The organism is Spartinivicinus poritis, assembly GCF_028858535.1.
GTDB lineage: Bacteria > Pseudomonadota > Gammaproteobacteria > Pseudomonadales > Zooshikellaceae > Spartinivicinus > Spartinivicinus poritis.
Genome location: NZ_JAPMOU010000021.1, coordinates 1 through 20,985 on the forward strand (window position 1 = coordinate 1; position 20,985 = coordinate 20,985).

Annotated in this window: 18 protein-coding genes; 13 read left to right on the forward strand and 5 right to left on the reverse strand. The window is 43.5% G+C overall.

Annotated elements, in window-relative coordinates; all coding sequences use genetic code 11:
- On the forward strand, positions 1-632 hold a 632-nt coding region (locus tag ORQ98_RS16015; protein WP_274689811.1), incomplete at its 5' end, for a hypothetical protein.
- A 12-nt stretch (positions 633-644) separates the two neighbouring features.
- Here ORQ98_RS16015 and ORQ98_RS16020 read toward each other — a convergent pair.
- Positions 645-1,796 carry a hypothetical protein gene (locus ORQ98_RS16020; RefSeq protein ID WP_274689812.1) on the reverse strand — a complete coding sequence of 384 codons (1,152 nt, stop codon included), beginning with the start codon at positions 1,794-1,796 and terminating at the stop codon, positions 645-647.
- A gap of 607 nt (positions 1,797-2,403) precedes the next feature.
- On the opposite strand from ORQ98_RS16020, the gene ORQ98_RS16025 reads away from it, so the two are divergent.
- Positions 2,404-3,264: a type 2 periplasmic-binding domain-containing protein gene (locus tag ORQ98_RS16025; protein ID WP_274689813.1), complete on the forward strand. Its 861-nt coding sequence runs from the start codon at positions 2,404-2,406 to the stop codon at positions 3,262-3,264.
- A gap of 136 nt (positions 3,265-3,400) precedes the next feature.
- Here ORQ98_RS16025 and ORQ98_RS16030 read toward each other — a convergent pair whose 3' ends face one another.
- From ORQ98_RS16030 to ORQ98_RS16040, 3 genes are all read right to left on the reverse strand, one after another.
- On the reverse strand, positions 3,401-3,997 hold the full coding sequence (locus ORQ98_RS16030; RefSeq protein WP_274689814.1) for a Dabb family protein: 597 nt from the start codon (positions 3,995-3,997) through the stop codon (positions 3,401-3,403).
- 48 nt (positions 3,998-4,045) lie between these two features.
- Positions 4,046-4,525 carry a GlcG/HbpS family heme-binding protein gene (locus ORQ98_RS16035; protein ID WP_274689815.1) on the reverse strand — a complete coding sequence of 160 codons (480 nt, stop codon included), beginning with the start codon at positions 4,523-4,525 and terminating at the stop codon, positions 4,046-4,048.
- 514 nt (positions 4,526-5,039) lie between these two features.
- Positions 5,040-5,342: a Dabb family protein gene (locus tag ORQ98_RS16040; RefSeq protein ID WP_274689816.1), complete on the reverse strand. Its 303-nt coding sequence runs from the start codon at positions 5,340-5,342 to the stop codon at positions 5,040-5,042.
- A gap of 462 nt (positions 5,343-5,804) precedes the next feature.
- Between ORQ98_RS16040 and ORQ98_RS16045 the strand changes: the two genes are divergently transcribed.
- From ORQ98_RS16045 to ORQ98_RS16095, 11 genes are all read left to right on the forward strand, one after another.
- The gene (locus ORQ98_RS16045) at positions 5,805-6,860 is read left to right on the forward strand and encodes a Gfo/Idh/MocA family protein (protein WP_274689817.1); all 1,056 of its coding nucleotides are present in this window, start codon (positions 5,805-5,807) and stop codon (positions 6,858-6,860) included.
- 24 nt (positions 6,861-6,884) lie between these two features.
- Positions 6,885-8,459, forward strand: a complete 1,575-nt coding sequence (locus ORQ98_RS16050) for an acyl CoA:acetate/3-ketoacid CoA transferase (RefSeq protein WP_274689818.1) — start codon at positions 6,885-6,887, stop codon at positions 8,457-8,459.
- A gap of 23 nt (positions 8,460-8,482) precedes the next feature.
- On the forward strand, positions 8,483-9,259 hold the full coding sequence (locus tag ORQ98_RS16055; RefSeq protein WP_274689819.1) for an enoyl-CoA hydratase/isomerase family protein: 777 nt from the start codon (positions 8,483-8,485) through the stop codon (positions 9,257-9,259).
- A gap of 5 nt (positions 9,260-9,264) precedes the next feature.
- Positions 9,265-10,833 (forward strand): aldehyde dehydrogenase family protein, encoded by a 1,569-nt coding sequence (locus ORQ98_RS16060; RefSeq protein WP_274689820.1) that lies wholly within the window; start codon positions 9,265-9,267, stop codon positions 10,831-10,833.
- A gap of 423 nt (positions 10,834-11,256) precedes the next feature.
- Positions 11,257-12,507 carry an ABC transporter substrate-binding protein gene (locus ORQ98_RS16065; protein ID WP_274689821.1) on the forward strand — a complete coding sequence of 417 codons (1,251 nt, stop codon included), beginning with the start codon at positions 11,257-11,259 and terminating at the stop codon, positions 12,505-12,507.
- 529 nt (positions 12,508-13,036) lie between these two features.
- A complete protein-coding gene (locus tag ORQ98_RS16070; RefSeq protein WP_274689822.1) occupies positions 13,037-13,945 on the forward strand; it encodes a carbohydrate ABC transporter permease in 909 nt (302 codons plus the stop codon).
- Complete coding sequence (locus tag ORQ98_RS16075; protein WP_274689823.1) at positions 13,942-14,823, forward strand: carbohydrate ABC transporter permease; 882 nt, start codon at positions 13,942-13,944, stop codon at positions 14,821-14,823. Before ORQ98_RS16070 ends, ORQ98_RS16075 begins: the two co-directional genes overlap by 4 nt.
- Positions 14,824-14,839: 16 nt before the next feature.
- Positions 14,840-15,967, forward strand: a complete 1,128-nt coding sequence (locus tag ORQ98_RS16080) for an ABC transporter ATP-binding protein (RefSeq protein WP_274689824.1) — start codon at positions 14,840-14,842, stop codon at positions 15,965-15,967.
- Complete coding sequence (locus tag ORQ98_RS16085; protein WP_274689825.1) at positions 15,964-17,490, forward strand: GMC oxidoreductase; 1,527 nt, start codon at positions 15,964-15,966, stop codon at positions 17,488-17,490. Before ORQ98_RS16080 ends, ORQ98_RS16085 begins: the two co-directional genes overlap by 4 nt.
- Positions 17,490-18,263 (forward strand): 3-ketoacyl-ACP reductase, encoded by a 774-nt coding sequence (locus ORQ98_RS16090; protein WP_274689826.1) that lies wholly within the window; start codon positions 17,490-17,492, stop codon positions 18,261-18,263. Before ORQ98_RS16085 ends, ORQ98_RS16090 begins: the two co-directional genes overlap by 1 nt.
- Before the next feature lie 12 nt (positions 18,264-18,275).
- Positions 18,276-19,865 carry a GMC family oxidoreductase gene (locus ORQ98_RS16095; RefSeq protein WP_274689827.1) on the forward strand — a complete coding sequence of 530 codons (1,590 nt, stop codon included), beginning with the start codon at positions 18,276-18,278 and terminating at the stop codon, positions 19,863-19,865.
- Between the two features lie 204 nt (positions 19,866-20,069).
- Here ORQ98_RS16095 and ORQ98_RS16100 read toward each other — a convergent pair whose 3' ends face one another.
- Positions 20,070-20,696: a CHRD domain-containing protein gene (locus tag ORQ98_RS16100; RefSeq protein ID WP_274689828.1), complete on the reverse strand. Its 627-nt coding sequence runs from the start codon at positions 20,694-20,696 to the stop codon at positions 20,070-20,072.
- Positions 20,697-20,985 lie beyond the last annotated feature (289 nt).

Genomic DNA, 20,985 nt, shown 5'->3' on the forward strand with positions numbered 1-20,985 from the left:
AAAAAGTACGGCTCACACATTACTTTGCACGCCAAGCAGGAGTCCATACTGAGTTAATTATCCGGGGCCAAAAAGCACAGCCAATCACGATGTTAGCGGCTCGGGTTTATGTGAAAGCCCATGGTAAAAAGCGATTTGTGGTTGCTCTGAAATATGAGGGAGAAAAAAATTATCGTTATCTAGTGGCATCCGACATGTCCTGGCGGCACAGTGATATTGCTAGGGTTTATACATTGAGATGGTTAGTTGAGGTTTTCATTGAGGACTGGAAGCAATATGCTGGCTGGAACCGATTGGCCAAACAGCAAGGTGAAGAAGGATCAACGCGAGGCGTGATCATGAGCCTGCTGTACGACCATATGTTACTGCTGCATCCGGAGCAATCCGTCCGCCTTGAAAATAAGCAGCCCGGGCTACCTGTTGGCTGTTTGACTGAGCGAATCAAAGCAGAAGCCCTAATAAAAACTGTAGAAGCAGTTGTCACGGCTGATGAGCCAAAACAACAGCTGGAAGCATTTACCGCAGCAATAATCAGTGTGCTGCCTGAGCGTCGTTCGAAAAAACATTTAGCGGGTTTAGATTTAGGCAAGCAAGAGCCCTCTGAGTCATTAAAATACAGAGCGGCTGCATGAATAAATTAGCAGTTATGTCAATCTAAAAAAACTTCGGAACCGAGTAATAGATTCCATTGAGCGAGTGGCTTGATTGACAAAATTGCCATTTATAGTAATTGTATTGGTCTGAGCATCATAAATGGCAAGGGCATTTTCGTATGAAGCTAAGTTAATTGTGCCTACATGAAACTTTACATTAAAGAGTTTGGTGAAAAGCTGTGGTTTACTTGGGGTATTATTTTCTTGTCTAAAAGCTTTATTTAATGTTTGTGCGACAAGTTTTGCTTCTTTGGAAAATCCTTTGTCACTGGATATTGTGATGCCATTATTTATTAGGTCATTACTTAATAACGCAGCCTGATGGTAATTCAGTAATACTTCATTAATAGTTGACAGTGGTGAGGTTCCTCTATTATATACTGGGCTGTTATTTTCTTTAGCATATATCAAAGCAGCCTGTATAACTAATGGGTTATTTTCGTTTAAGCTTACTCCATCAAAGCTGTGTCCATATCCGATAGCAAATAACTCATGTGCTGATAGTTGTGTGGGATTAACTTGTTTAGATATTATATAGTTAGCGAATGCTTTTACTGTAGCATTTATCGCAGGCGTTCTTGGGAATACAATACTATCTTGGCACATAAGTGCTGAAGTAATTGATGGGTTACTCAATATTGTTTGCAATGCGTTATTTGGATCAACTGCTTGTGAAGATAGTATTTTGACCCGATTAAGCCACTCATTCCAGTATGATAAAGCTAAATACTCAAATGTTTGAATGTCTGAAATTTTTTGTATTGTTGAATTTGGAATCGTTTTGCCTGATAGTTTGGTTTTTCTATTGATTACACCATCTGTTGAATTGCTTTTTATATAGTTTTGTATCCTTTCTAAGTTGATTAAAGATGGCTGAATGAATTTCCCATCACTCAATAATGTACCTAAAATTGGATTGACAACTAAAGGGTAGGATGATGCTTCTACACTAGAAGATGTAGCTTTTTTATTTGCTGCAAGAAATTCTGCTAATAGAGCTTTGTTGTCACTACTTAAGCTTACTGAGAGACTGATTTCTTTTCCATAGTATGTGCTTTGATTGGAGCAACTTGTATTAGCATAGGTGAGTGATGTATTTGCTGAAATTGCAAGTATAAGAGGAATGAATTTAAATTTGTTCATGGTTTAAGTTTAGTATACTCAAATCAGTTTAAGTTAAATAAAATAATTATGGCCGTTGTTAAACGCCCGAAACCATAATTCAAATGATTGTTTTAATAAAGTCTTCTTATTTAGTTTTTTTTAAATTAATTGTTTTGATAGTTGTATGCAGAAATTGCCTAAGGGTAAACCACTAATGTTGTTGTGGTTGATGCTTGTTTATATAAGGACTGAATATTTTTGGATAATAAAATAGACTTGGTTGTAGTTTATACCCATCATGAATCATTTTTAGGTGTGAAAATAAAGTGGTATAGACTCACAGCGAAGGATGATTTAGGCGAGGCCACCGAGCGATGAAGCCCCAGGAGTTTAGATAAACTAAATGACTGGGGTGAAGAGAGAAGGTAACAAAGCCTAAAAATCATTCGCGAAGAGTATATACAACTTATAATGTCTTATTGCTAACACTGTATTAATTCCAACGAACCGGAGCTAATAACGGTTGTCTGTCGCTGGTCTTTATTTGATTGGTTAGTTAATTAAAGTCTCTGTTATTCAAATTTCAGGCGGACTTTGGTTTCTGTGCTTTAATGGAATTAATGTGAATCTACAATGGTAAATGGTTATGTATCTGAAAACTAGCAACTTAAAATATTTTTTATTAATGTGCTGGCTTATCTTGCCATCTGCATTTGCTGGTTTAAAAATTGTTTATCCCAATATTGATGGTATTGGTGCTGAGTCGATAGGATACAGTGTACTTAAACTGGCGCTTGAAAAGTCTGGTCAAGCGCATGAACTGAGTGTATATGGGCCAACTGTCAATCAACAGCGAGCAAGGGATTTAGTTGAACAGGGGCAATTATCTTTATTTGATACTGGCTTTCAAGAAGGGCTTGATCAACGGTTTGATCCTATATATCTGCCCATTGACAGAGGTATTCTTGGCTGGCGCCTTTTTATTATTCACAAGGATAATCAAGAGAAATTTGCCAATGTCAAGTCACTTAAAGACTTACAGCAGTATGTGGCTGGCCAGGGTAAAGGTTGGGGCGATATTGTTGTGATTGAAAATGCAGGAATCAAAGTTAAAACGGCTGGTAAAATACCCAGCTTGATAAAAATGGTAGGAGGAAAGCGGTTTGACTTTTTTCCTTTAGGCGCTAATGAAGTATATAGTTTCTTAGCTAAGTTTGGAGGAAATGACCCTAATTTGGTTGTAGATACCAATGTAGTGTTGGTTTACCCTTACGGACGTTTTTTCTATGTAAAAAAAGATGATAAAGCCCTTGCTGAAACTATTCGCTCTGGAATGGAAAAAGCATTAGCTGATGGTAGTTTGCAGAAAATGCTAGAAAGCCATAAGTACTTTAAAGATGCATTTTCAACTGCCAAGTTAAAAGCAAGGGTGCGAATAGATATTGATACGCCGAATTTGAGTGATGGTTTTAAAAATATTGATGAAAAATGGTGGTTTAAGCCTTGAGAACTGACTAGCTTATTAGGGATGTCCTGCATACACTGTTGATGAGTTATTGGAGAAAGCTATAGCCACATCACTTATCAGTGACGTGGCTATAGCTAGTTAGCAATTATTAGTTAGCCATTATTAATGGTGCCCTTTAATAGCTAGGGAAGGTGATGGCACTATTACTATTATTGCTGCGAGAATCCTTCCCATTAAGGACTTGATAATCAAAAACAATAACACCAGGGTTGTCTGAACCATCAGGGTTTTTACCTACTTTTAAAAACGGCCCAACAAAATTTTTAAAATTCTCGTGGTTTTGATCATAGAATTTTGGATCATCAATTGCAGGCTTGCCCACATAGAAATTTAGGTCTCCTCTTGATAAGAATGTAACAATAAAAGCAAGGTCGTAACCCTTACCAACGCCTTCACGGCTAATATTACGAGTACCAACTTCAATATTATGAATATAGGGTCTACCATTGAACTTGGTATCACGTAACGCTAGAAAACGATTGATAATCTCATCTTTATGTGCTTTAGATATGTTGTCTTTCAGGTCAAATAATACGATATGTCTAGTTAGACCCTTTTTAGTATTCGGTTGGGTTGCTTTCTTGTAGTTAAATGGTTGAATAGGTTTTGGGGAGCTTGCAAACTCTTTCGCGTTGCCTTCATCAATGATATGCGCACTGGTTACACTTGTGAGGCTCATTAATATTAAGCCGGTTAGTAGAATTTTTTTCATTTTATGACCTTACTTTTTGGGTTGGAGAACAGTAAATATGTAGATAATTCACTTATTAAGTACTTTGTTAATTGCTGCCTTGGCACATGCCGTATCTAAATCACCACCAGGGGCACCGCTAACACCAATCCCAGCTATAACCTCACCTTTATATTTAATAGGCAAGCCACCTGGTAAAATTAAAATATCATCGTGAAGGGCATGTAAGCCTTGTAGTTCGGGATTTTTCTGAATTAATTTAAAGAAAAACTCAGTGCTTTCTTCCATTGATGCAGCACTAAATGCTTTACGCTTAGCACCTTCAGCCGCATGGGGGCCAGATTGGTTATGTCGACCAAAGGCTTTTAAATTGCCACTATGGTCAACGATTGCCACACTAACGTTATAATTGTCTTTTGCGCAAGCCGCCAAGCCTTCTTTAACTAATTCCAAGGCAGTATTGACACTCAGAGCATGGCTGGTCACTGTTTCTGCTGTAGCGGTAATACTCGCGGTAGAGAGTAGTGCTGCGGTTAAAATTTTTTTCATAGGAGCTTCCAATAGTTGTTAATAAGAGGGTTTAAAAATAAGTTGTGAGCTTAATGGTAAATTATTTTTTTTAGGATGGTAATTTGAAAAAATATATGGGTTTGATAAAAATTAATTATTTAGAATTATTGGGATAAATAGTACGACATTAATGGTAGAGTTTTTTGGTAATAATCAGGTTGAAGGTCAAATATATAGATAAATCCTCATGCACTTGCTGTAGTACTTGATAGATGAGGTATTTTTAAAATAAGTCGAGGACTTAATAAATAAAAAAGGCAAGCTTTTATTTAAAAGCCTGCAGAGGGAGAGAAAATGTAAGTCATTCGAGAAAGGTATACCCAAAGCGTAGGGTTTTTAGGGGAGGCCGTCGAGCGATGAAGCCCCAGGAGTTTAGATAAACTAAATGACTGGGGTGAAGACAGTTTAATGCTCCTGCATAAACTGCATTCACACCTTCCATGGTGTTCAGTGACGACAACAAACCCTAAAAATCATTCGAGAAGGGTATATTTTAAAAATCTAATGCTAAAGCGCTGTCACTACCCTCAACTAATAATGCATGAATAATCGGCTGTACTTTTTTATGAGCCGGGTGAGGGAGGTAGTTATCCCGTGCGTCAGCATTTTCAAATTGCATAACAAACGCATGGGTATAACCATGACTGATACCTTCGGGGCTATTATTGTTACCCCCTTTACACGACAGTAAACCTGGAATAATGCCTACTAACGCGTTGAGTTGATCGAACATCTCATCTATTTGGGATTGGTTAACGTCAGCTTTGCATTTTAGTAGGACTAGATGGTGAATCATGTTCCCCTCCAATTCAGAGGGAGTCGCAAAACTACTGCGCTTGCAAATACAGCGTTAAAAATCAGCTCAAAGTACTCATTTATTAAGTATAAACTCCGCCTTTTCGCCTTGTCTTTGCTTCGCTCATAACCTTTTGCGACACCCTCTTCATCAACTGATTATCGTGATGATCAAGTTTGATGCTAAATACGGACTTTAAATACAGTCTTAGTGGGTAAGCAGTATAAATTGGAACGATCTAATTGCAAGTGGTTTTTTTCCTTTGGTCAATACAAGTGTGATCCTGGCTGCATTTTTTATTCAGGATGAGGTTTTATCTTTAAAGTAAAGTCCTGTAAATACAAAGAACTAGATTCATCAAGGCGAGGTCATTGATAGCTTTTAGAGTAAAAGTACTTGACGTTGAAATTTTTTGGGGTAGATAATTGGATCGTTCCAATTGATTAAAAAGAGGACTTCCCCATGAGTGTTAAGGCAAGTACTGACAACTCATCAATGAATAAAACCGTCGGCTGGGGATTTATTGGCACTAGTAATATTGCCAAGCAATGGATGGCGGCTGCGGTTAGACATCAGCCAGGCCATGAGGTCGTGGCGATTATGAGTCATAGCCTTAGCCGAGCACAAATGTATGCCCAGGATTTGAAGATTGCGAATGCTTACGATTCTTTTACTGCCCTGCTGGCTGATCCTGCGGTGGAGGTGGTGTATATCTCTAATACCAATGAGCAGCATAAGCCCGCGGTGTTGGCTGCAGCTAAGGCTGGCAAGCATGTGTTTTGTGAAAAGCCCTTGGCTCTAAATCTAGCCGATGCGGCAGAGATGGTATCAGCCTGTAAACAAGCTGGTGTGGTCATGGCAACCAACCACCATTTGCGTAATGCAGCCACCCACCAAGCGATTCGGGCTGAGATTGCAGCGGGTACCGTCGGCCAAGTGATTGGTGTGCGGATATTTCATGCCATACACCTTCCTCAGCCGTTACAAACCTGGCGGGTGAATGACCCAAAAGCCGGTGGTGGGGTAGTGCTAGATGTCGCTGTACATGATGCGGATGTGATTCGCTATTTATTAGCAGAAGACCCCGTGGATGTGATGGCCTATGCCCAAACAGGGGGGATGGCATCAGCGGTTGAAGATGGCGCCATGACCATTTTGCAGATGCCCAGTGGTGCCCTGGTTCAAACCCATGAGTCTTTTATGGTGCCTTATGCCGGCACGGGTTTAGAGGTGCATGGTACGAAAGGCAGCATTGTTGCCCGTGATATTTTGACTCAACGACCGGCTGGCACCGTGGAAGTGATTACTGAAACGGGGCGGCGCCAGCTCGATATTCAACATCATAATTTATACCACTATTCCTTGGCTCAATTTGCACAAGCGATCGCTGGTAATGGTCAACCCGCAGTGACCGGTGAAGATGGCCTTAAGTCGTTAGCCATAGCCTTAGCCATGCTGCAGTCTGCAGAGCAAGGGCAGCGAGTCACGATTGACTATCCAGCGGTATATGCCCAATAAAGATAAGAAGTAGGTATAGGTAATATGTCCAAACAGATTTCATTTGAGCAAGCTGCCCAACTGATTAACGACGGGGATGTGGTAACCGTTTCATCCTCCAGTGGTTTAGGTTGCCCAGATCGTATGTTGCAAGCCATTGGTGAGCGATTTGATCGTGAGGAGCATCCTACCCAGTTAACCACACTGCATCCGATTGCCGCGGGTGATATGTATGGTATTAAAGGGATTGATTACTTAGCCAAACCAGGCTTATTGGACAAAGTCATTGCTGGTTCTTACCCCAGCGGCCCCTCTAGCTTGCCTATGCCAGCTATATGGAAGGAAATTACCGAAAACCATATTTCTGGATACAATATTCCCAGTGGTGTTTTGTTTGATATGCACCGGGAGGCTGCGGCTAAACGACCGGGGGTAATGACCCAGGTGGGTATTGATACCTTCGTTGACCCCGATCGGCAGGGGGGAGCAATGAATGATAAGGCAGCTGCTGACCCCATTGTGCGTAAACTGCAGTTTGAAGGGGAGGAGTATTTATTTTTCCCCAGTATTATGCCCAATGTGGCCATTATTCGGGCCACCTCCGCTGACCAAAAAGGCAATCTGTCGTTTGAGCAAGAAGGGGCTTACCTGGGTGGCTTAGAGCAAGCGTTAGCGGTGCGAAACAATGGGGGAGTTGTAATTGCTCAGGTAAAGCGGGTAGTGAGTAATAATAGCCTGTCCACTTACCAAGTGCATATTCCAGGGAATCTGGTGGATGCCATAGTGGTCGATCCAGAACAGTTGCAAACAACCCAAACCCTTTATGATCCGGCTATCTCTGGTGTTATTCGCCGCCCTGATGAACGTTTTACCCATACTGAATTTTCCCCTGAGAAAGTGATTGCTCGGCGGGTGGCACAGGAGCTGAAAGCAGGGCAGGCAGTGAATCTGGGTTTTGGTATTTCAGCCAATGTACCACGCATATTGCTGGAAGAAGGGCTACATGGTGAGGTCACTTGGGTCGTCGAGCAAGGTGCAGTGGGTGGAATACCGTTGCTGGGGTTTGCATTTGGCTGTGCAGCCAATGCTGACAGTATTATTCCCAGCCCTCAACAATTTACCTATTTCCAGGGTGGCGGCTTTGATCAAAGTTTTCTGTCGTTTATGGAGGTAGATCAGCAAGGCAATGTCAACGTTTCAAAGCTAGGGATCAAGCCTTATTTAACCGCGGGTTGTGGTGGTTTTGTCGATATTACTGCTCATGCCAAAAAGATTGTATTTAGCGGCTTTTTTACTGCGGGAGCCAAGTATGCGTTAGGCGATGGGAAAATTCAGGTTGCTCAGGAAGGCCGCTTCCAGAAGTTTGTTAAAGCCGTTGAGCATGTAACCTTCTCAGGAAAAATGGCGATTCAGCGCGACCAACAAATTCTGTATGTAACGGAGCGCTGTGTCATGCAGCTGACCACTGAAGGGGTTGAAGTGATTGAGTTGGCCCCTGGTCTTGATCTAGAACGGGATGTGTTATCCAAGGCAGGCTTTCCGCTCAAGGTGGCAGACAATCTACAACTGATGGATGCCGCTTTATTCGAGCCAGCCCCTTTTGGCCTTCAGTTAGGGTAATGGGTATGAAAAGGAGAATCAGCATGAATGGCCAAGTGCGACTGGTTAAACAAGCGTTTTTAGCTGAAATCATTATCGATCGCCCTGACAAGCTGAATGCGCTCAGTGTTGAAATGCTGGAGGTATTACAACAGTGCATTCAAGCCATTGAGGCGGATAAAAACTGTCGGGTGGTTATTCTCCATACAACAGGACGTCGTGCGTTTTGTGTGGGAGCAGACATCAATGCCTGGGCGGAATATTCACCGCTGGATATGTGGCGAACCTGGGTGAAACGGGGGCATCGTATCTTTGATGGCTTAGCGCAATTACCCCAGCCAGTGATTGCCGTCATTCAAGGCCCAGCGTTAGGGGGAGGTTTGGAACTAGCTCTCGCTGCCGATATCCGGATTGCTGAGGCAACTGCTTGTTTTGGGTTGCCAGAAGCCAGTATTGCGACTTGCCCAGGCTGGTCGGGTTCGCAACGTTTAAATCGATTGATCAATCCAAGCCTGATGAAAGAAATGCTTTTTACCGGGCGCCAGCTAAGTAGCGAGCGAGCCTATCAACTTGGGCTGATTAATGAAGTGGTTGCCAATGGAGCAGGTTTAGCCAGCGCGAGACAAATGGCCGCTGAGATTATCCAGCGAGCCCCCATTTCTGTTCAGCTGGCTAAACAGTTAGTCGATGCTGGGCTGGGTGATAACACAGCGATGATCTTAGAAGCCATGGCAGGAAGCTTGGCTGCCCATACCCAAGATGCTCAAGAAGGCATTGCGGCATTTAGAAGCAAGCGACAACCGGAATTCAAAGGGGAGTAGTCCTAATGACTGATCAGCAATCATTCAATCAATCATCCAGCGAGCGATTAAATCAGCTGTCGGCAGTCAACTGGGTTGAGGGAAACCGAGTGGTTGATGTTCCCACCGAGCCATTTAAAGGCAGGTTATTGATTAATGGTAAATGGCAAGCCTCATCTGATGGCGGTCAGTTGAGTAGGGTAAGCCCTGCTTATGATCTAGTGGTTGCTGAGTATGCGAAAGCCTCAGTGGCGGATACGGAAGCCGCTATTCAGGCGGCTCAGCACGCCTTTGAACAAGGCCCATGGTCAACTATTTCTGGGGCTGAGCGGGCTAAATTACTGAATCAAGTCGCTGACCAGATGATGATTCGGCAACAAGAGCTAGCCGTATTGGAAGTGCTGGAATCAGGCAAACCCATTAGTCAGGCGAGGGATGAAGTGGCATGGGCCGCAGAGCTTTGGCGTTATGCAGCGGTTTCAGCGAGAAGTATGCATGGTGACAGCCACAATCAACTGGGCCAGGACATGCTAGCCATGGTGATTCGTGAACCGATTGGGGTAGTGAGCATCATTACCCCCTGGAACTTTCCCCTGTTAATTGTCAGTCAGAAGTTGCCATTTGCGTTGGCGGCTGGTTGTACCTGTGTGGTTAAACCCAGTGAGCTGACCTCGGCAACGACGTTAGTGCTAGGTGAGATTCTGCAAACAGTCGGTTTGCCCGCAGGGGTAGTGAATATGGTTGTAGGAGAGGGCCCTGAAATAGGCCCAACTTTAACCACCCACCCAATGGTAGATATGGTCTCATTTACCGGTTCAACCGGAGTGGGCAAGGCAATCAGTGCGGCAGCAGCAGGCACACTGAAGAAGGTGTCGCTGGAGCTGGGGGGGAAAAACCCACAGATTGTCTTTCCGGACTGTGACTGGGAAGCAGCGGTGGATGCTGTGGTATTTGGGATTTACTTCAATGCGGGGGAGTGTTGTAACAGTGGCTCTCGTATTTTGGTCCATGAATCTATTGCTGATGAATTTACCAAGGCGGTCATTGCTAAAAGTCGCCAGGTACCAGTGGGAGATCCTTTATGTGAAGCAACCAAGGTAGGGGCGATTATTTCTGCAGATCACTTACAAAAGGTCACTGACTATATTCAAGGCGCTGAGCAAGCGGGTGCCAAAGTCAGTTTAGGAGGGCAAGCCCAAGGCTCGGATGGTTTCTATATGGCGCCCACTGTATTGACTGATGTAACTCCGGAGATGGCTGTAGCCAATGAAGAAATTTTTGGCCCAGTGTTATCCGTATTGACCTTTAGTGATCTGGAAGAGGCTATTGAGATTGCCAATAACTGCTTATTTGGTTTGTCTGCTGGGGTATGGAGCGCCAATATTGATAATTGTTTGGCTATTGGCCGTCGAGTAAAAGCGGGTACGGTTTGGCTGAATACCTGGATGAGTGGTTATCCAGAGCTGTCGTTTGGTGGTTATAAGGAGAGTGGGCAAGGACGGGAGTTAGGTAAATATGGGATAGAGGAGTTTACCGAGCTGAAAACAATTCAAATGCATATGGGGCCAAGGACCAGTTGGTGGTTACCGAGGTAATGGGTGATTTGGCTTTAGGGTAGAGGCAAGTAAATTTAGTTAATACAAAGAAATCTAGCCTAAGAGTAGTAGCAGAATGGCTGAGGAATAATTGGCGATTCATGGGCTACATAAACAAGACAGAACACGCCACGAGTACTTCCTTGGATGCTCTAATCGGCATCCATGCCTCATAAGGTTCTGTCTTGTTTATCTAGCCCTTTGAGTGAGGTGTATCTAGCAGTACCAATATCAATGAGGTTATCGCAAAAGCTAGTAGATATGAGGTAATAGAGTGTACTGGAGCGGTGACATGGATGTCACTTTAGATCTTGATGGGCCAAGGAGGGCCCTTCAAGATCGGCAGAAGAATGCTCTGTTATTTCATATCGAACACGGAAGTTAAGCTACATCTTTTGCGAGTTCCTCAAATAGGAGTGAGTGATGAAAATAATGACTAAAAAAACAATCAGTGGGTTAGCGTTATCAGTTGCCTTAATCAGTAGTGCTCAAGCGGCCGATGTGGAAGTGATGCACTGGTGGACTTCAGGAGGTGAAGCGAAGGCGCTGGGTGAGCTAAAACAGTCTTTGGCTAAACAGGGCGTTGGTTGGAAGGATACACCAGTCGCTGGCGGTGGTGGCAGTAATGCCATGACCGTATTACGGGCTCGGGTATTATCAGGGCAGTCGCCTACTGCGGTGCAAATGTTGGGGTTTGATATCCAGGACTGGGGTGATCAAGGTGTGGTGGCCAATTTAAATCAAGTAGCCAAACAAGAAGGCTGGGATAAAGTGGTTCCCAGTGCATTACAGCAGTTTTCGAAATATCAGGGTAAATGGATTTCAGTGCCAGTAAATGTTCATTCGACTAACTGGGTGTGGGGGAATAAGGCGGTACTGGACAAAATTGGCGTTGGTGTGCCAAAAAATTGGAACGATCTAATTTTAGCAATGGAAAAGGCTAAAAAGGCTGGTTATGTGGCGTTAGCCCATGGTGGCCAAGCCTGGCAGGATGCAACGGTATTTGATGGGGTGGTGTTAGCGACAGGAGGAGTCGACTTTTATCGAAAAGCATTAATTGAACTTGACCCAGCAGCACTTAGCTCAGACACCATGAAACGGGTTTTCGATCGTATGGCTCAGTTACGGGGGTTTGTTGATAAAAATTACCCTGGCCGAGATTGGAATTTAGCGTCAGCTATGGTGATTAAGGGTAAAGCGGCCTTTCAAATGATGGGAGATTGGGCCAAAGGTGAGTTTCTGAGTGCAGGCAAGCAACCGGGTAAAGACTTTGTTTGTTTTAGAACGCCCGGCAGTCAAGGTGCAATCACCTTTAATGCTGATCAATTTACCATGTTCAAAGTGGATAAAGCGCACCAGCCAGCCCAACAACAAATGGCAAAAGCGGTACTTTCACCAGAGTTTCAAATTAATTTTAATAAAGTCAAAGGCTCTGCCCCTGCTCGGACGGATATTTCCGATGAGCGCTTCGATGATTGTGGTAAAAAAGCCATTGCTGATTTAAAAGAAGCCGTTAATAAAAACAGTTTAGTGGGAAGTTTAGCCCATGGACATGCAGCGCCAGCGGCAATAAAAAGTGCTTTTTATGATGTGATTACTGCCCATTTTAATGGAGAGTTTTCTTCGGAAGAAGCGGTTAAGGCACTGGTTTCATCAGTTAAAAATGCCTCTTAAAGGACCTTCTATAAAACAATGCTTTTAGAGAATCCTTTAATTAATAAAAAAGTAATAGAGTTTATTTATATCAATGACTGGCTCTTTCTTTTTAGGTTGTCGCAAATGTTGAGAATAAGGAGTAACTGGGTGTTCTGGAGCTGCTGTCGGAAATAGGGAGATTAGAAGTATGGCACAATCCAACCTCCCCCTTTGAAAAGGGGGATTGAGGGGGATTTTTACATACAAATAAGACTGGGAGGGTTCAAAAATTATGGAAGATTTAAATCTCCCTGTTATCAGAGAGGCTGTTGCAAAAGGGTATAGAAAAAAGGGTTAGTGTCCGATATGGAATAACAGGATATTCTTCCGCCACTCTTGAAGTGCCATCCCTGGCCCATCAAGAGTTAAAAAGGCATCCATGCCTTAGCTACAGAACACCCTGTTACCCCATATCCGCTAGCTTTTTGCGACAACCTGCAAAGGGAGTGGGCGCTAAAAAGTACTGTTAGAAAAGAAAAGCATTATTAGGAGTGGGATTTTTAATAATATGAAAAATTCAAACAACCCCAAACCTGCTGATAAAACCATTGCCTGGTTACAAACACAGCTGCCAAAACTGGTATTAGCACCGTCTTTTAGCATCATACTACTCTTTGTGTATGGTTTTATTATTTGGACGGTTTATTTATCTTTCAGTGCTTCCCGCATGTTACCTAATTATGAGTGGGCTGGGTGGGAGCAATGGGAACGGCTCTGGAATACCCTGACCTGGCAAACCGCTCTGGATAATTTATTTATTTTCGGGGTTTTATATATTGTTTTATGCTTGGTGATTGGATTATTGCTAGCAATTTTATTAGATCAAAAAATCCGTTTAGAAGGTGGATTACGTACACTGTATTTATACCCGATGGCGCTTAGTTTTATTGTCACTGGTACAGCCTGGAAATGGTTTTTAAACCCAGGGTTGGGGTTAGAACGCACTATGCAAGAATGGGGTTTTGAGAAGTTCGAATTTAACTGGTTAATTGATCCTGATATGGCGATTTATACGGTCGTCATTGCAGGGGTATGGCAAGCATCGGGATTTGTCATGGCCATGTTCTTAGCTGGACTGAGGGGAATTGATAGTGAAATATTGCATGCCGCGCAGATTGATGGAGCACCCACCTGGAAAATATACACACGCATTATTATCCCACAGTTAGGGCCGGTTTTTATGAGTGCACTGATTGTGTTGGTGCATTTAGCCATTAAAAGTTTTGATTTGGTAATAGCGTTAACAGGAGGTGGGCCTGGTAATGCTACTGCTTTACCAGCGACTTTTATGTATTCCTATTCGTTTACCCGCAACCAAATTGGCGTAGGGGCCAGTAGTGCGGTATTTATGTTAATTACAGTGGCAGCGATTATCGTGCCTTATTTATATTCAGAATTAAAAGGGAGCAAAAAATGAGCGATAACTCCCAACAACATGGTTTAAATACAGCCCTATTGTGGCGTGCCTTAATTTACAGTGTGCTGATTATCATGGCAGTTATTTATTTAGCACCATTGTTTGTCATGGTAGTCACGTCGTTAAAATCATTGGATGAAGTACGTACTGGCAATATGATGGCGTTGCCTTTGGAGATTACCTTTGAGCCTTGGTTGAAAGCCTGGCAGTCTGCCTGTTTAGGCTTAGATTGTGGTGGTATCAATGGCTATTTTTGGAATAGCCTCAAAATGGTGGCGCCTGCTGTACTCATCTCAACTCTTTTAGGTGCATTAAATGGCTATGTCTTAACTAAATGGCGTTTCAAAGGGCACCAGATTATTTTTGGTTTGATGCTATTTGCCTGTTTTATTCCTTTTCAAATTGTGTTGTTGCCGATGTCTCAGGTATTGGGTTGGTTAGGCTTAGCGAATAGTACTTCAGGTTTAGTGCTTGTGCATGTTATATACGGCTTAGGTTTTACAACGTTATTTTTCCGTAATTTTTATGAGGCATTTCCCAATGAGTTAATTCGTGCCGCGGTGATGGATGGGGCAGGCTTCTTTAAGATTTTTCGTTATATTTTATTACCTAACTCAGCCCCTATTATTGTGGTAACCATTATTTGGCAGTTTACCAATATTTGGAATGATTTTATTTTTGGGGCTTCATTTGCTTCTGGTGAAGCAGCACCAATGACGGTGGCATTGAATAATTTGGTCAATAGTTCCACTGGGGTAAAAGAGTATAACGTCCATATGGCAGCAGCGATTATTGCTGCACTCCCGACATTACTCGTGTATGTGGTAGGTGGACGTTACTTTGTTCGGGGTTTGATGGCCGGTTCAGTAAAAGGATAATAAAAGGATAAAACCAATGCGTTTTTTAATAATCAACAATGTCATCAAACATTACCATGATGTTGAAGTACTTAAACAAATCAATATCAGTATCGATAAAGGCGATTTTTTAGTTTTAGTAGGACCTTCTGGCTGTGGCAAATCTACTTTACTCAATATGATTGCAGGATTAGAAGATATTACAGAAGGCGAAATTCACTTAAATAACCAAAAAATAAATGGGGTACATCCTTCCAAGCGAGATATTGCTATGGTATTCCAGTCCTATGCGCTTTATCCCAATATGACGGTAGCTAACAATATTCGTTTTGGGTTGGAAATGCGTAAGGTAGCAAAACCTGAGCAAGAACAGGCCATTAACCAAGTAGCGAAGCTATTACAAATTGATAATTTATTAGATCGTAAACCCGCGCAATTATCGGGGGGGCAACGCCAACGGGTTGCTATGGGGCGTGCTTTGGTGAGAGAACCACAATTATTTTTATTTGATGAGCCGTTGTCGAATTTAGATGCCAAATTGCGGGTGGATATGCGGACTGAAATTAAATTGTTGCACCAACGGTTGGGTGCCACCATTGTCTATGTTACCCATGACCAAATTGAAGCCATGACTTTGGCTAGCAAAATTGCAGTGATGAATGCCGGTGTTGTACAACAGTTTGGTACCCCGGAAACCATTTATGAAAACCCTGCTAATACCTTTGTCGCGAGCTTTATGGGATCACCTGCCATGAATTTATTGTCAGGTAAAGTAGTTTGTATTGGTGATCAGCTCAGTGTCGCTGTGAACATCAACAGTGAACAAGGTAAAAATACGCCACTTTGCTTACCTGTCCATCGGGATCAGCAAGCAATTGCTAATTATTTAGGAAAAGACATTACGTTAGGGCTTCGGCCTGAAACCATTACTGACCCAGAAAGTGCTAACCGCGCTGAAGGCATTATTCATGAAGCTGAATTGCAGGTAAAACTGACCGAGCCCACGGGTGCTGATATGTATGTGGTGACTGAAATGGGAGGTAAAGAAGTGGTTGGACGGATGCGTAATCGTGCTCAGGCAAAGGCGAAAGGGGTTGCACCGTTTGCCTTTGATGTGTCGCGGATGGTGGCATTTGATCCAGCCTCAGGGGTGCGTATTCAATGAAAAAAGCAGGCTTATCAGACAAACAGTATGACCTGATTATTGTTGGCTCCGGAATTGGTGGCGCAACCCTATTAAATCAGCTTGCAGACACAGGCTTAAACATTCTGTTAATTGAGCGGGGTACGCCCTTAACTCATTCAGCTCAGGCTCGTGATAGTAAGGCAATATTTGTTGAGGGCGTGTATCGACCTGATGAACAATGGTTGGATGGCACAGGTAAACCCTTTAACCCCGGTAATTATTACAATGTAGGTGGAAACTCTAAGTTTTATGGGGGCGTCATGCTGCGCTTTCGTCAGGAGGATTTTGGCGAGCTGGTATTTGATGAAGGGGTTTCACCTGCATGGCCCTTTGCTTACGAAACGTTGGCACCTTACTACCAACAAGCTGAAACGCTGTATCAAGTCAAAGGGGTGGCAGGGCAAGACAGTTGTGAACCACCGGGTGTAAAAGGCTATGTTGAGGCTGCTATTCCAGATGAGCCAGCCATTGCCAAGCTGCGCAGTCAGCTTGAACAAGTTGGTGCTAAGCCATTCAGTTTGCCGTTAGCCATTGATATCGATGCTTGGTTGGCGTTGGGGCAAACCCCCTGGGATGCCTTTCCTGGCACTAATCCAGGCAAGTTGGATGCAGAATCTGCCGCATTACAATCGATATTAGACCATCCTAACATTAGTCTGCTAACTGATACGACCGTAACCAGGTTGCATACCGAGGCTGATGGTAAGCAAATCCAATCTGTTGAGGTGTGTCAGGGGGGAGTGAATAAACATTTCTCTGCCCGGTTGTTTGTGTTGGCCGCTGGTGCGGTAAATTCAGCGGCTATTTTATTGCGTTCTGCTGATCAACAGTTTCCAGAGGGGTTGGCCAATCGCTCTGGACAAGTAGGGCGCAATTTTATGAATCATAATTGCACGGCTTTAATGGCTGTTAATCCCCTGGAGGCCAATCATTCTGTCTATCAGAAAACCCTGGGTATCAATGATTTTTACTTATCTGATGGTAATGGCAGCCAGCCGCTGGGGAATATTCAGTTGCTGGGCAAAATTGATGGAACCATGTTGAAAGCTCAAATGCCATGTATGCCGAAATCGGCTTTGGATTGGCTCGCGCGGCACTCTGTGGATTGGTATGTGATGAGTGAGGATTTGCCTCAACCGAATAGCCAAGTACGGGTGAGTAGTAATGGTCAAATTATATTGGACTGGCAGCAAAGCAATCTTTCTGCTCACCAGCAGCTAGTGAAAAAAACCAAACAATTAATGCGAGCGGTGGGGTTCCCCATTGTATTAACCAAAGCCTTTGATCGACGTACTCCTTCCCATCAATGTGGCACGGTTCGAATGGGCAATGATCCGGCCACTGCACCTTTAGATCCCTATTGTCGAGCCTATGACCATGACAATTTGTTTGTGGTAGATGCTTCTTTTTTCCCTAGCGCTGCTGCCGTGAATCCGGCATTGACTATTGCGGCTCAGGCTATTCGAGTGGCTGAGCATATTAAGCTGACGGAGATACACTGATGAAAATGACAAAGCAGCCTGTGGCGCTAGTAACGGGTGGCCGCCAAGGGATTGGTCAAGCCATTGTTGAGCATTTAGCCAAGGCTGGATTTGCCGTGGCGTTTACTGCGCGTAATGCCAATGATCGCTGTGAAGCGCTGATTGCTGCTTGCGAAGCGGTAGGCAGCCGAGCACGCTATTTTCCCAGTGATCTTGCGGACTTGAATAGTCACCATGACTTACTAGAAGGGGTTATTAACTGGGGAGGAGGGCTGGATTGTCTGGTAAACAATGCAGGTATTAGCTCGCTCAGCCGGGGTGATTTACTGGAGCTAACTACAGAGTCTTTTGATCAGGTCATGGGGGTTAATGTGCGGGGTACGTTATTTTTATCCCAAGCGGTTGCTAAGTGGATGTTGGAAGCCTCTAGTGAGTTTTACCGTTCGATTATCAGTATTTCATCAGTTAGTGCACTGATGGCATCACCGGAGCGAGCGGATTACTGTATGTCTAAGGCGGCGTTAGCGATGCTGAATAAAACCCTGGCATTGCGATTAGCTAGTGACAATATTGGAGTTTTTGAGCTGCGGCCAGGCATTATTAAAACCGGTATGACAGCGGGCGTTGCGAGCCATTATGACCAGCGAATAGCGGATGGTTTGGTGCCTGCACAGCGTTGGGGAGTGCCGGATGATATTGGCCGGGCGGTGGTGCCATTTGCTAGGGGGGAGATGGCATTTGCCAGTGGGAGTGCCATTGAATTAGATGGTGGGTTATCGATTAACAGGCTTTAGGTTTTGAACAAGATGTACGATTACATAATTACGGGCGGAGGGCCGGCGGGTTGTGTGCTGGCTAATCGGTTAACTGCCAATCCTGATGTTTCGGTATTACTACTAGAATCTGGTAATACGGATTACCACCCATTTATCCATATGCCTGCTGGGTTTGCCAAACTCACGGGGGAAGCCGCCACATGGGGCTATTCCACGGTGCCTCAGCAACATCTGAATAACCGTGAAATGTGGTATCCCCAAGGCCGGGTGCTAGGTGGGGGCAGTTCGATTAATGCTCAGGTGTATACCCGTGGCCATCCTAGTGATTATGATGAGTGGGCTACTGAGGATGGCTGTGAGGGTTGGTCTTTTGATGAAGTGCTGCCGTATTTTCGAAAGGCCGAAGATAATATTCGTTTGGTTAATCGATTTCATGGCGTCGGTGGGCCGTTAAAAGTATCGGACCCTGTCCCACACCCGTTAACCAGTACGTTTGTGCGGGCTGCCCAGGAAGCAGGGTTTTCTTTTTCAGCTGATTTTAATGGCGCGGTACAGGAAGGCTTTGGCTATTACCAGCTAACGAATCGAGCGGGTAAACGCTGTAGTGCTGCTGCGGCTTATATAAAGCCTGTTTTAAAACGGCCGAACCTCACCATTATTACCAAGGCGACTGTTAAGAAAATACTCATAGAAAATAATCGGGCTGTAGGGATTCAGTATGTTCAGCGGGGTAATAATCAGCTGTATTCTGTCAGGGCTCAGCAAGAAGTGTTAGTGGCTTCAGGGGCTGTAGGCTCACCCAAACTATTGCTGTTATCAGGTATTGGTCCAGCAAATCATTTAGAAAATGTCGGCGTGGATGTTGTGCATGATTTGCCAGGGGTGGGTGAAAATTTTCATGATCATATGGATGTGTTTGTAGTCAGTGAGTGTAGTGGTGATTACAGCTTTGATCGCTATAAACCCTGGTATATGAACCTATGGGCTGGGCTGCAATATTTACTGTTTAAAACCGGGCCAGTGGCTTCAAATTTATGTGATGGCGGCGGGTTTTGGTATGCAGATAAAGCATCACGGTCGCCGGATATTCAGTTTCACTTTTTACCCGGTTCAGGGTTAGAGCATGGGTTAAAACAAATTCGTAATGGGGTCACTTTAAACTCAGCATTATTACGTCCAAAAAGTCGGGGTACAGTGCGGTTACGCTCTGCAACCTTTACGGATACACCATTAATTGACCCTAATTATTGGGCAGAAGAATACGACAGAAGGTTGTCTGTCGAAGGTTTTAAATTGGCCAGGGAAATTATGGCGCAACCAGCATTTCGACCATTTATTAAAGGTGAGGCAATGCCTGGGGCTGATGCGAAAACCGACCAGCAAATTATGGAATATGCCAAGCAATTTTCAAAAACCGATTATCACCCTGTAGGGGCTTGTAAAATGGGAGCAGTAAACGACGAGTGGAGTGTCGTGGGACCAGATTTACGGGTGAGAGGAATAGAAGGGCTGCGGGTTATGGATTCCTCGGTAATGCCGCGGGTAGTCAGTGCCAATACTAATGCAGCAACGATTATGATTGCAGAGAAAGGTGCAGCGTTAATTTTGAAGAAAAAATAAGTGTTAGCAAAAAGTATAAGACAGAATAGTAGTATTTTATATTTTTATAGCTAATGTCTTAGTTTAGCCCGAATATTTCTGATGAAATATTCGGGCTATTTTTGCTGCTGTTTTAAGCAGGTTTTCTGGTTTTAACGACACCTATACCGCTTGCGAATCATTTTTAGGTGTAAAGAAAAAGCGGTATAGACTCACAGCGAAGGGTTATTTAGGCGAGGCCACCGAGCGATGAAGCCCCAGGAGTTTAGATAAACTAAATGACTGGGGTGAAGAGCGACGGTAACAAAGCCTAAAAATCATTCGCGAAGAGTATAAGCTTAAAAGACCTAATATCAGTAGTAAAAAAGTAGCAGGTAAAGGAACCGCTACCTCTACTTGCCCCCTAATCGCGCCAGCAGGAAATTCCTTATTATGGATATTGACATAAAACTCTGTTGGGTGACTAAGAATTAGTGTGACATCTTTTATCTCAGCTATTAATGAGTCGATTAAAGTACCTTTGCCCCCTGTTGTATTTACACCCAAGCCAATCAGTATGTCGGCATTTTTTCCTACACCGCCATTTGGACCATGGATATGCATTGCGGTAGGGTCAGCAATATCAAAATACTGAATATCCCAAGAAATTTCACCGGTAACGTCATTAAATGAGATTGATCCAAATGCTTTCCCATCTGGGTCGCCTTGTGTGCCTACCTCTTGGTTACCATCTAAGCTGAGCTGTTTCGTAATAATGGTCGCATGAGAGTTAAGTGCAAAAAACTGAAGGATAAGAAACGCCATAAATGAAGCGACTTTAACGACAAATGTTGAATAAACTTGGTTGTTCATATTGAAAAGCCTCGTATGTTTTTTATAGAAATTGGTTTTTAGCAATAAGTGAGCCACTAATAAAAAATAATGATTTTTTTAAGTAAGAAGATAATGGTAAATAAAAAAATTCTTGTATGAAGGAGGTGGTGCTGCTGAAAAAAGCTTGGTTTTTACGCTTAAATCAGTTTTGGTTGATTTTTTAAAGATTGTAAGAATTTTTGAGAGATGCCTTAACTGTAGTGAGTGGAAAAAATAATGTTTGATCTGCGAGATTGAATAGGTTGATATTTGTTTGGTGGTTTGTAAG